The 12,149-nt window shown below is 31.3% G+C and carries 10 protein-coding genes, 1 pseudogene and 1 other annotated feature; of the genes and pseudogenes, 9 read left to right on the top strand and 2 right to left on the bottom strand.

Features of this window, described 5'->3' with window-relative positions:
- Nucleotides 1-326: 326 nt before the first annotated feature.
- The 5 genes from CLCY_RS14045 (at nt 327) to murJ (ending at nt 5,411) form a co-directional block, all read left to right on the top strand.
- On the top strand, nt 327-452 hold the full coding sequence (locus CLCY_RS14045; RefSeq protein WP_278336141.1) for a hypothetical protein: 126 nt from the start codon (nt 327-329) through the stop codon (nt 450-452).
- 197 nt (nt 453-649) lie between these two features.
- On the top strand, nt 650-1,579 hold the full coding sequence (locus tag CLCY_RS03470; protein ID WP_048569753.1) for a 3'-5' exoribonuclease YhaM family protein: 930 nt from the start codon (nt 650-652) through the stop codon (nt 1,577-1,579).
- 205 nt (nt 1,580-1,784) lie between these two features.
- On the top strand, nt 1,785-2,762 hold the full coding sequence (locus CLCY_RS03465) for an RluA family pseudouridine synthase (RefSeq protein WP_048569752.1): 978 nt from the start codon (nt 1,785-1,787) through the stop codon (nt 2,760-2,762).
- Between the two features lie 8 nt (nt 2,763-2,770).
- The gene (locus CLCY_RS03460; RefSeq protein ID WP_048569751.1) at nt 2,771-3,652 is read left to right on the top strand and encodes an RluA family pseudouridine synthase; all 882 of its coding nucleotides are present in this window, start codon (nt 2,771-2,773) and stop codon (nt 3,650-3,652) included.
- 241 nt (nt 3,653-3,893) lie between these two features.
- Nucleotides 3,894-5,411 carry a murein biosynthesis integral membrane protein MurJ gene (murJ, locus tag CLCY_RS03455; RefSeq protein WP_082141691.1) on the top strand — a complete coding sequence of 506 codons (1,518 nt, stop codon included), beginning with the start codon at nt 3,894-3,896 and terminating at the stop codon, nt 5,409-5,411.
- Between the two features lie 45 nt (nt 5,412-5,456).
- Here the strand turns inward: murJ and spoVB are convergent, their stop codons facing one another.
- Complete coding sequence (gene spoVB / locus CLCY_RS03450) at nt 5,457-6,986, bottom strand: stage V sporulation protein B (RefSeq protein WP_048569750.1); 1,530 nt, start codon at nt 6,984-6,986, stop codon at nt 5,457-5,459.
- A 153-nt stretch (nt 6,987-7,139) separates the two neighbouring features.
- Nucleotides 7,140-7,335: a binding site (T-box leader), on the top strand.
- A 54-nt stretch (nt 7,336-7,389) separates the two neighbouring features.
- Between spoVB and leuS the strand changes: the two genes are divergently transcribed.
- Nucleotides 7,390-9,837 carry a leucine--tRNA ligase gene (leuS, locus tag CLCY_RS03445; RefSeq protein WP_048569749.1) on the top strand — a complete coding sequence of 816 codons (2,448 nt, stop codon included), beginning with the start codon at nt 7,390-7,392 and terminating at the stop codon, nt 9,835-9,837.
- 69 nt (nt 9,838-9,906) lie between these two features.
- Here the strand turns inward: leuS and CLCY_RS03440 are convergent, their stop codons facing one another.
- Nucleotides 9,907-10,089, bottom strand: a complete 183-nt coding sequence (locus tag CLCY_RS03440; protein WP_048569748.1) for a hypothetical protein — start codon at nt 10,087-10,089, stop codon at nt 9,907-9,909.
- Between the two features lie 351 nt (nt 10,090-10,440).
- On the opposite strand from CLCY_RS03440, the pseudogene CLCY_RS03435 reads away from it, so the two are divergent.
- From CLCY_RS03435 to CLCY_RS13875, 3 genes and pseudogenes are all read left to right on the top strand, one after another.
- A pseudogene (locus tag CLCY_RS03435) lies at nt 10,441-11,175 on the top strand (DUF5714 domain-containing protein); the annotation flags it as partial.
- A gap of 12 nt (nt 11,176-11,187) precedes the next feature.
- Complete coding sequence (locus tag CLCY_RS03430) at nt 11,188-11,529, top strand: SdpI family protein (protein WP_048569746.1); 342 nt, start codon at nt 11,188-11,190, stop codon at nt 11,527-11,529.
- A 393-nt stretch (nt 11,530-11,922) separates the two neighbouring features.
- A complete protein-coding gene (locus CLCY_RS13875) occupies nt 11,923-12,087 on the top strand; it encodes a hypothetical protein (RefSeq protein ID WP_200899961.1) in 165 nt (54 codons plus the stop codon).
- Nucleotides 12,088-12,149 lie beyond the last annotated feature (62 nt).

The following is a 12,149-nucleotide window of genomic DNA, read 5'->3' as shown; positions in this document are numbered from 1 at the left end:
ACTTGAGAAAATATTTGTAGAAATACAATGATATTACCTTTGTAGCATGAATTACAATTATTTGTATATATTTACCAAAGGTATATTCGAATTCATATGTAAACAATCTATTAAAACGAATTTAATTGTGAAAATACCATATACTAAGAGATAAAAGGATATACAAGGACATCTAAAGTGATAATTAATTTAAATAAAGTTTTTAAACACTAAAAGATTATATTATAATTAGGATGCTCAAAAGACAGAAATTTACTTTAGCACAATTATAGAGCTTTTAAATATTATGATATTATTAATTATAAATTTAAGGGAGGAAATATTAAATGATACCAATGTACTATGCTTCTTACCACAGAACTGAGAAAAAGTCAGAAAAGGAAGAAATAGATATTATAGCACCATGTTCACTAATAGGAAAAGTATACGAAGTATATAAAGATAAAAAGTAAATAGAATATTTAATATTATAAAACCTATACTAAAATAGTACCTAGTATAGGTTTTAATTATTATAAAAGGCATTATTTTGTATAATTATATTTCTAAAAAATTAATTTATATAGTATCATTGTATTTGGTGGAATAAATTATAAATATAACGGAAAAATTATGTAGTAGAATTGACTAATTGTTTTGGGGTGATAATATGTTAGACTTAAATCTTAATACTAAGATAGATAATTTAGTCTTTATTGTAAGACAAATATCAAAAAAGATAGGACAAAATTCAAAGGAATACTATACACTACAAATAAGCAGAGGGATAAAAACCTATGATGCAAAGATTTGGAGTGGAGATGAAAAGTATGAATGTATTATACCAGGTGACATTGTAAAAATAACAGGAATGGCAAAGGATTTTAAAGGATTAATACAAATCCATATAAATGAAATTAGTGTTTTAGAGGAAGTTGATGCTTCTTTAAGAAATGAATTATTGCCTTTTTGCTCTAAAAGTGAATCAATACTGAGAAAAGAAATAGAAGATATAATATCAACAATAGAAGATAAATATATTTTAGAACTTATCAATAAAGTATTTGATGTGCCTGAAGTAAAAGAATCATTTTATAAAAAGTCTGCAGGGGTAGAGATTCATCATGCCTATGTAAGAGGACTTGCTGAACATTCACTGGAAGTTGCTAAGAATACAATTAGCTTTTGTAAAATGGGTTATTCTATAAAGTATGATATAGCAGTAACAGCAGCACTATTACATGATGTTGGAAAGGTATATGAGCTTTCTGATTTTCCAGAAAATAAATATACTGAAGTGGGAAGGATGCTAGGTCATATTACAATAGGATCAAACTTAATTCAAAAGTGCATAAATGAAATTAAAGATTTCCCAAGAGAAATAGAACTTGATATAATTCATGCAATACTATCTCACCATGGAAATAAGGATATGGGGTCTCCAGTGGTTCCAATGACACTTGAGGCTATAGCAGTTCATAATGCTGATAAAGCAAGTGCAGAGATAAATGCTTTTTATTTAAGTGTACAAAGAGATAACTCATCATCTAATTGGACTGAGTATAATAATATTTATAAAAGATGTATTAAAAAATCATAACTTTAAATGGATTATTATGCTTTAAAAGTAAGTTTATGCTATGCAACTACTGTAAGAACGCTAGCTTTCATCAAAACTCTCATTTTATGTTTCCAAAACTTTATAGTATAATGAAATATAAAACAAGTTTAAGGAAGAAAATATAATAAAGTTTACGCGGGAAAAGAAAGGAGATTTAGTAAGACTTCTTACTAAATATGATAATATGAAAGAAATCGTTATAACTCAAAATGAAGCAGGACAGAGACTAGATAAGTTCTTAAGAAAATATCTAAAGGATATGTCCCTAGGAAATATATATAAGGCAATTAGAAAGAAAGAAATAAAGGTTAATAACTTAAAGTCAAGTGAGAAATATATACTTAATGAAGGAGATGTTCTTCAGTTTTATTTCCATGTTGGTGAAGAAACCAAGAAGAAAGAAGATAAGAAAATCATAAAGAAGATTATGGATATAGAATATGATTTTGATATTGCCTATGAAGATTCAAGTATCCTTGTTGTAAAGAAGGGTAAAGGAGTTCTTACACATCCAGATGAAGGTGATGAGGCAACTCTTACTTGTCAAGTTATTGCATACCTTTATGATAATGGTGTTTATGACCCTGAAAAGGAGAAGACATTCTCGCCATCACCTTGCAATAGGCTAGATAAGAATACTGAGGGCCTTGTTATTTTTGCTAAGAATTATGAGGCATTAAAAAGTATTAATGAGGCTATTAGAGAAGGAAATCTAAAGAAGTACTATATGGCACTTACTGTTGGAAAACCTAAGGAAGGCAGACATATAGCGCATATACAAAAAGATAGAAGGGCTAATAAGGTAAGGGTTTTTGATGATGAAGTTAAGAACTCAAAGGAAATTATAACTGATGTTAAGATAATAGATACTGTAGGTCAATTTTCACAGGTTGAGGTAGACCTTATAACAGGTAAGTCACATCAAATAAGAGCACACTTAGCACACTTAGATGCACCGTTAGTTGGTGATCATAAGTATGGTGATAAAAAGATAAATAGTTTCTTCAAAAATAGATTTGGTATTGAGGATCAAATGCTAGTTGCATATAAGATAATATTTAAAAATTGTTCTGAGGGTATAAAGCACTTAGAAGGAAAAACAATATCAATGCAACTTCCACACTATTTTAAGAAAATAAAAAATGATGTATTTAAGTTCTAGAGGTAAACATGAGTAGTTTAAAGTTTAATATAGAGAAAAAGCATGAGGGAATTAAGCTATCGGATTATTTAAAGGACGAAGCTGGTCTTTCATCAAGGCTTATAAGAAAGTCTTTAAGGGAGCAAAGAGTTATAGTAAATAGAGAGGCTAAAAGAGCTAGGTATATTCTACAAGAGGGTGATGAACTTATAGTGAAAATGGGATCAGGAGAAACTCAGGATATAGCTCCTGAAAACATTTCTATAGATGTTGTATATGAAGATGAGGATATATTAGTTGTTAATAAGCCTCCATTTATGGTTGTTCACCCTACAAGAAGCCATCAAAGTGGAACACTAGCTAATGCAGTAACATATTACTTTAGAAATAGAGGAGATGACACAATAATTAGGCTTGTAAATAGACTTGATCGTGATACATCTGGTCTTGTGGTGATTGCGAAAAGTCAGTATGCTCATATGGCTATGGCTAAGAAAATGATTAGTGATAGTATAGAAAAAACTTATATAGCAATTGTAGAAGGTGAGTTTGAAGGTGAAGGAACTATAGATGCTCCTATAGGAAGGCCATCTGAGGACTCCCTAATGAGATGTGTTATGGAAGATGGTCAAAGGGCTATTACTCATTATAAAGTTTTAGCTTCAAATAAAGATATGTCAGCAGTTAGAGTAATACTTGAGACTGGAAGAACACATCAAATAAGGGTTCATATGAAACATATGGGTCATACTATAATAGGTGATACTTTGTATGGAAGTGAAAGTGATGTTATAGGAAGACAAGCTCTTCATGCATATAAATTAAAATTTAATACAATAAGAGACAATAATCCCTTAGAATTAGTAGCAAATTTGCCTGGTGATTTAGAAACACTGGTGAAACATATCTAAAAATATAAAATTACATTGGAAAATGTAGACTTAAAAAAGTTGAGAAAGCAGGGCCTTGATATTATAATAAAAAATAGGAAAGATACAGGGGAGCTCGCCAGAAGACATAGTGAAGTTTCACTAAGCTACCTGTTAATCTTACTACTTATTTAGAGGAGAATTGCCACTCCTCTTTTTTTTATTTTAAATTTTAGGTATTATTAATATAAAAACAAAATTTAAAGTGAAGAGGAAGTTAATTATGAAAGAAACAGCAATCCTTTTAATGGTAGCAACGGTTATTTCTAAGGTGCTCGGATTTGCACGGGAAATAGTTCTTGCGTACTTTTATGGTGTGTCAGCTACGGCGGATGCATACAAAATAGCAATAACTATTCCAGGAACTATATTTGCGATGATTGGAGCAGGAATAGCAACTGGATATATTCCTATGTATAGTAGGATAGAAAAAGATGATAATGTAGAATCAGCTAATAGATTTACAAGTAATATGATTAACTTTGTTTTAGTTATTTGTACAATAATTGTAGTAATTGGGCTTGTGTTTACTACTCCGATTGTTAAGCTGTTTGCCGCTGGATTTAAGGGAGAAACGCTAAGAATATGTGTACTTATAACGAGGTTTACTATTGCAGGGGTTTATTTTACAGCACTTGTGTACATATTCACAGGATATCTTAATTTAAAGAATAAGTTTTTAATGCCTGCACTTGTAGCAATTCCAATGAATATAGTTGTTATTGCAACTATTGCCATAAGTTCCAAGACAAGTATTGAAGTTTTAGCAATAGGAACACTTTTGTCTATAGCAATTCAATTGGTATTTTTGCTACCTGTTATTAAGAAAACTAGTTATAAGCATAAGTTAATATTAGATAGAAAAGATAAGAACTTGAAGAGAATGGTGCTACTTGCCATTCCTGTTATAATTGGAATATCCGTTAACCAAATTAATGTATTGGTTGATAGAACTATTGCTTCACTAATTTCAAATGGGGCAATTGCAGCACTTGATTATGCAGTTAAACTTAATGGATTTGTTCAAGGTATATTTGTAATGAGTATAGTAACCGCTATGTATCCTATGATATCAAGAATGGGAGCGGAGAATAATATAGAAGGCCTTAAAAAGAGCTTAAATGAGGCTATAATTAGTGTAAGTTTACTTGTTATCCCTGCAACTGTTGGGGCTATGGTATTTGCAAAGCCTATAGTTAAGTTACTATTTGAAAGAGGAGCATTTGATAGTAATGCTGCTACTATGACTTCAGGAGCACTTTTCTTCTACTCTATTGGAATGATAGGTTATGGACTACGTGAGGTTATATCTAAGGCATTTTATTCACTTCAGGATACAAAAACACCTATGATTAATGCAGCTTTTGCAGTTGTAATCAATATAATTCTTTGTATAACTCTTTCAAGATTTATGGGTATAAATGGTTTAGCCCTTGCAACAAGTATTGCAGGTATAATTTGTACTATAACATTATTTATAAGCCTTAGAAGGAGAATAGGCTCTATTAGACTTAAGTCTATAGTTTCATCAATGATCAAAATACTAGTAACAGCTGTTATTATGGGGATAGTATCAAGATTTTCATATACAGCTTTGCAAGGAGTAATTGGTGAGTCGATTTCACTTTTACTGGCTATAGTAATTGCAGGGGTTGTTTATCTTGTAGTTATATACTTTATGAGAATAGAAGAGGTTAATTCGATTATTGCAATAGCTAAAAGTAAGATTAAAAGAAAATAAACAATAAATAGTAAAGGGTAAGTAGTTTTTCTACTTACCCTTTATCTATGATGCTTTTCTTGTGAAATTAGGAATATTTTTATTTTTATAGGCTATAAAGTAAAATGGAAGATAAAGTATAAAGTATGTTAAATAGTATAGAACTATTATAAGTGGTACATTTGTTATACTACTGAAAAGTAATGATGTTAGAGCATATTGTGAAAAGGCACATAAACATGGAATTACAATACAGTTCATATAATCTAGCTTAAACTTAAATGACTTCCTTATAACTGAGAAATTTAAGCCTATTGAGAATAATGCGGATAATAAAAAGTTTAGTGCATATCCTTTTACTGCAAGTGTTGGAATACCTAAAAAGATATATATGAATATTACATCTGATATAGATGTTAATGTAGAATTTATGAGTAAGCTTCCCTGTCTGCCAAGCCCATTTAAAATTGAGAAAGATATAATTTGAATATATACAATAGGTAAAGGGATAGAAAGTAAGCTTAATAGATATCCTACATAGGAATCTTTATAAAAAAATATTCCTATGTCCCCTCCACGAGTAAGTATAAGTACCGTAGATGAAAATCCTACAATAGATGCAACCTTTATAGCTATATTAGTTCTGTGATTAATAATATAATCCTTACCCGATGTAACAGCTTCAGAAATAGACGGAATAAGAACTGTACATACAGCATTTAGGATAATTGCAGGATAGAATAAAATAGTCAGAGTCATTCCTTCTAACTTCCCAAGTAGGGAAATTGCTTCATTATAGGATACTCCCCCTGCCATAAGTCTTTTAGGAATAAGGAGAGTTAGAATCATAGAAAATATAGTTGATAATATACCATTAAGAGCTAGAGGGATTGCAAGGCGTAATACACTTACAACAAGTTCACGATTAGATTTACATATCCCTCTTGCTGGATGATTTTTAATATATATTTTATATGAAATAAAAAACAGTATAAAGCTAAAAATCTCCCCTATACTTACAACAAGCATTGCAGCTGCCGTAGTGTATTCAATCCCTAGATTCATATTCTTAACAAGTGCCATTAAAGGGAAAATCATTATAATTCTAATAGCCTTTTCAATTACATCAATGATAGCTGGCTCAAGTATTCTTTGAAGTCCATAATATGTACCTTTAAAAACAGATGAAAGAGATATAATAATTAGAGCAGGGCAAAAAGCTATAATTCCTAAAACTGTTCTAGAATCAGATAGTATATTATTTGCAATTACCTTGGATAAAATAATTAAAAACAGTGTTACCATTAATGACCATACTAGTTCGAACATACACATTATCTTTACTGTTTTATATAACTCATGAAGTTTTCCAGATGCTTTTTTTTCTGCTGCTATTTTAGAAAGGGTTACCGTAATACCTCCACCTGTAATACATAAAAATAATGCAAATACTGGTGTAACTAACTGGTAAAGTCCCATACCAGCTGCACCCATTTCTCTTGAAAGAAATATAGTATATATAAATGTTAAAGTTCCAGTAAGTACATTAGACACAGTAAGTACTGCTGTTTTTTTGAAAAATGAGGACTGTTCCATTTATCACCTTTTTATAATTATTCTTACCTTTATTAATATGCTGAAAATAAGATGCTATGACAATATTACACAGTAGTGATTATATTGACATAAAAAATTTTTTATACTAAAATGTTAGTTAATGAAAATTTGGACAATTTGATACAATATATTATAAAAACTGTGATAGGGAGTAGTAAGTTTGAATAGGATTCACAGAGAGTGGGAGATAGCTGGGAGCCCATAATCTTTACATTCTGAACTCGCCCTTGAGTTGTAGGCCGAACCTTTAGTAAGCCGAGCCGGCATAGCCGTTATTTAACTAAGATACAAATTTGGGTGGTACCGCGAAAGACTCTTCGCCCCATTAGGGGATAGGGTCTTTTTTTGATGCACCGATAATACTTGAGAGGAAGTGAATTTAATGCCATACTCAGTAGAAACAGATAAAAAGTGGCAACAAAAATGGGACGAAACTAAATTATATGAATTTGACAAGTCAAAGGCAGATAAAAAACTTTATTGTCTTGAAATGTTTTCATATCCATCAGGAGCAAAGCTTCATGCGGGACATTGGTATAACTACGGACCAACAGACACATGGGCAAGATTTAAGAGAATGCAAGGATATTCAGTATTTCAGCCAATGGGATTTGACGCATTTGGTCTTCCAGCTGAGAACTATGCTATAAAAACAGGGGTACATCCTCATGACTCTACAATGAAGAACATAGAAACTATGGAGAAGCAGCTAAGAGAAATGGGAGCTATGTTTAATTGGGAAAACGAATTAGTTACTTGTCTTCCAGATTATTATAAGTGGACTCAATGGATATTCCTAAAACTATTTGAAGCAGGACTTGCATATAGAAAGGAAGCTCCAGTTAACTGGTGTCCTAGCTGTAGTACTGTTCTTGCTAACGAGCAAGTTCTAGATGGTGAGTGTGAAAGATGTTCAAGTGAAGTTACTAAGAAAAATCTTACACAATGGTTTTTCAACATTACTAAGTATGCAGATGAACTACTAGAAAAATTAGATGAACTAGACTGGCCTGATATGACTAAAAAGGTTCAAAAGAACTGGATAGGAAGAAGTGAAGGGGCAGAAATTGAGTTTTCAGTAGAGAATTTAGATATTAAATTCAACGTATTTACAACAAGAGCAGATACTCTTTATGGGGTAACATATGTTGTACTTGCACCAGAGAGCCCAATAGTTGATAGTATAACAACTCCTGCTCAAAAGGATGCGGTTGAAAACTATAAAGAAGAAGCTAAAAAGCAATCAGAAATAGAAAGAATGTCCACTTCTAAGGAAAAGACAGGAGTATTTACAGGGTCTTTTGCTATTCATCCTCTAACAGGTGAAAAGGTAGAAATTTGGATTTCAGACTATGTTCTAGCAACTTATGGAACAGGATGTGTTATGGCAGTTCCTGCACATGATGAGAGAGATTATGAGTTTGCAACTAAGTTTAACCTACCTATTAAGAGAGTTGTAGAATCAGCTAAGGGAGAAGAAACTACTCTTCCATATACTGAATACGGAACACTTGTAAATAGTGAAGAATTCAATGGAATGACATCAGCTGATGCAAGAGTAAATATTGTTAAAAAGGCTGAAAGCATAAATAAGGGTGAATTAAAGGTAAATTATAGACTACGTGATTGGCTAGTATCAAGACAAAGATACTGGGGATGTCCAATTCCAATAATCCACTGTGATGATTGTGGAACAGTTCCAGTGCCAGAGGAGCAACTACCAGTTGAACTTCCATACAATGTTGAATTTACACCAGATGGTGAATCACCACTTAAAAAGTCTGAGGAGTTTGTTAATGTTGTTTGTCCTAAGTGTGGAAAGCCAGCTAAGAGAGAAGCAGACACACTAGATACATTTGTATGTTCATCATGGTATTATCTAAGATATCCAGATAACAAAAATAGTGAAAAGGCATTTGACACTGAATGGATTAACAAGATGCTTCCAGTAGATAAGTATGTAGGTGGACCAGAACATGCTGCAATGCACTTACTATATGCTAGATTCTTTACTAAGGCTCTTCGTGACCTTGGATACCTTAACTTTGATGAACCATTTAAATCACTTGTTCATCAAGGAATCATCCTAGGGCCAGACGGAAATAAAATGAGTAAATCAAAGGGAAATGTAATATCACCTGATGATTATGTTAGTGAATATGGATCAGACGTATTTAGAATGTACCTAATGTTTGGATTCGGATACTCAGAGGGAGGTCCATGGAACGTAGATGGTATTAAGGCTATGAGCAGATTTGCTTCAAGAATTGAAAGATTCGTAGAAAGATATCTTGAGCTAAAATCAGAGGGAACTACTAAATCAGATATAGCTAAGGATGAAAAGGAACTTAACCTAGTTCTTCATACAGCAATTAAGGGAGTACTAGATGATACGGATAAGTTCCAATTTAACACAGCACTTGCAAGACTTATGGAGCTTGTAAATGCACTTTATAAGTATGATACTGATACAGAGGTTAAGAATGTAGAATTCCTAGGAGGAGTTATTAAGGACCTTATAAAACTTCTAGCACCATTTGCACCACATTTAGCAGAGGAACTTTGGGAGCAAATAGGAGGAAGTTACTCAGTATTTAACGAATCACTACCTGAATTTGATGAATCAGCACTAGTTCGTGATACTATAGAACTAGGAGTTCAAATCAATGGTAAGGTTAAAGGGAAAATAGAAGCTTCAAGCTCAGCATCAGATGAAGAAATACAAAAGATAGCTTTAAATGATGATAAGATAAAGGAATTTATCGCAGATAAGGAAGTTAAAAAGGTAATAGTTATTAAGGGAAGACTTGTAAATATAGTTGTGAAGTAATAGCTAAATTAAATTAAAAGCTAATGGCATGATATCATGCCATTAGCTTTTTGTATTTGCCTCCTATATTTAGATATGTTTTATATCTAAATAAGAAAATGTCTTTAAATTAATAATAATATTCGTCATCATAGTTGTTCCAGTAGTTTCTTCTACAATTATTCTGTGATCTGCATCTATTGTTGCAATTACATCTATTTCTACATCTATTATTTCTGTTGCAGTTGCATCTTCTAGAATTGCAACAACCACCGAATAGTATAGGCCAAAATAACCACCACATAACTATCACCTCCTATGGATGTATTTTCACCACCATATTATGTTAATTACTCAAAAGTGTTACCAGTAGGATATTGTTAATTAAAGTTGATATTTCATGGCTTAATTATAAAATTAATATTTTATGTCACAAAATAAAGAGAAGTAGAAATTGGTTTTGAAAATATAGGTAATTTTACGCTAAGATTGTATCATGGAGTCTATATTACTCAAAATTTAAGTTTAATTATTGTATATCTTTCATTAGAGTAGTAGTATTTATTGTAAGGAGGGATTATATTGGAAAAAGGTCTTTTAAATCATAGTGGAGGATGTTGAGCTCCTAAAAATGCTAGTGCTGGTCAGCATAAAGAAGAGAGTACAGAAAATTGCTTAATATGTGGAGAGAAGCTTGATTATTTTGAGGTCGGCAAAGAATTAAAATGTATAGAGTGCAGTAAAGTTGAATTAGGCTATGTATACTGCCCTAGTGGGCATTATGTTTGTGATAATTGTCATGGAGAAAAATCCTTTGAGGGTATTTTGAATTTAATACTTTCATCAAAAGAATATAATCCTTTAATTATAGCTGAAAAGATTATTAATAGTACTTCCATTCCAATGCTAGGATGTGAACATGCATGGATTGCTGCAGGTGCATTATTAGCTTCAATAAGAAATAATGGAAGAATTAAAGTTACCGATGATCAAATAATGGAGGCATTAAATCGTACACGAAAGCAGGCTATTGGTGCATATTGTGGATTAACAGGGATTTGTGGTATAGCGCCTGGGATTGGTGCATCCTTTAGTGTTATATTAGGTGCTGCATGTCCTAAAAATGAAGAAACTGCTACTACAATGAAGGTTGTATCAAAGGTTATTGAGTGTATTGCTAATGAAACTGGTCCATGCTGTTGTAAAAATTTCATATATGCAACTTTAAAAACAAGTTGTAAGCTTTCAAAGGAATATTTAGATATCAATATTCCCTACAAGTATAGGATTATTTGTAAGGATTATGATAGACATCCCCATGGCTGTAGAAAAGAGAAGTGTAGACATTTTCCAATATAAATAATATAGGAGGTGATTTATATAGTATATTTAATATCAGGAATAATTTTTATTATAGCAGGGCTTGTATTAAGATATTTTCCACCTAAAAGTATAAATGGGGTTATTGGATATAGAACCTCAATGGCTATTAAAAATAAGGAAACTTGGGATGAAGCACAAAGATATGGTGGGAATAGTATGATCGTATTTGGAATAATTAACTTCATTATTGCAGCATTTACTTACAGGATTCATGCTCTAAGTAATGAAGTATTCCAAATAATGTTTTTAATTGTTGGTTCTATAGTTGTGATTATTATCGTAGAAGTCCATATGAAAAAAATGTTTAATAAAGATGGAAGTAGAAAATAATAAATTAGTAATTGCAGCTATAGAACTAGTATTAGGTATTCCTATTTTAGGAGGGTATTCAATTGCTATGCATCAGAGTATTGAATTATAATCAGAAAGTATTATTATTTTATTGAAATTAGATAATTTTTTTAAAATTAATATTTTTTAATATAAAATTATCCTTAACCCCTTTTAAATATAGGATAGTAGCCCTATGAGTAGGTATATATTTAGTATAAAATCCCCTTTTAGAAAAAGTTTTCTTAAAGGGGATTTACCTATAATTAAAATAGATGTTGTTGACATTAGTTTTTTCAAGTGATAGAATTTAGAAAAAACAGAATTTAATGAAGTATATAATTATAAATGATATGATAGATACGAAGAAAAATCTTAAGGGAGGAATTAGCGATGGACATCATCAAGAGAACTGTAGAACAATTTTATTATGGTTTTTATTTTAGCTGGGGCTTTTATTTTAGCGCTGGTTTTGAGTTCTGCAAAAATTTAAATAATCTCTTGAATGAGTTTGATGTATATAAGCTAAGTGAAAATAGATTTAGCCTACTTGTATAAAAGAAAGGGTAGCTAGCTTAAGATTATGTATAGTGTATATAAGGAGAACTCAAAGAGTTCTC

This window comes from Clostridium cylindrosporum DSM 605, assembly GCF_001047375.1.
Classification (GTDB): Bacteria; Bacillota; Clostridia; order Clostridiales; family Caloramatoraceae; genus Clostridium_AB; species Clostridium_AB cylindrosporum.
Note: the sequence above shows the minus strand (reverse complement) of the source record. Positions and strands in the feature narration are given on the sequence as shown.

Bases quoted from the DNA above. Each gene is read 5' to 3' on its own strand.
- spoVB (WP_048569750.1), bottom strand. From the start codon at position 6,986: ATGGAACAGTCCTCATTTTTCAAAAAAACAGCAGTACTTACTGTGTCT.
- CLCY_RS13875 (WP_200899961.1), top strand. From the start codon at position 11,923: ATGGACATCATCAAGAGAACTGTAGAACAATTTTATTATGGTTTTTAT.
- CLCY_RS03470 (WP_048569753.1), top strand. From the start codon at position 650: ATGTTAGACTTAAATCTTAATACTAAGATAGATAATTTAGTCTTTATT.
- CLCY_RS03460 (WP_048569751.1), top strand. From the start codon at position 2,771: ATGAGTAGTTTAAAGTTTAATATAGAGAAAAAGCATGAGGGAATTAAG.
- CLCY_RS03465 (WP_048569752.1), top strand. From the start codon at position 1,785: ATGAAAGAAATCGTTATAACTCAAAATGAAGCAGGACAGAGACTAGAT.
- CLCY_RS14045 (WP_278336141.1), top strand. From the start codon at position 327: ATGATACCAATGTACTATGCTTCTTACCACAGAACTGAGAAAAAGTCA.
- murJ (WP_082141691.1), top strand. From the start codon at position 3,894: ATGAAAGAAACAGCAATCCTTTTAATGGTAGCAACGGTTATTTCTAAG.
- leuS (WP_048569749.1), top strand. From the start codon at position 7,390: ATGCCATACTCAGTAGAAACAGATAAAAAGTGGCAACAAAAATGGGAC.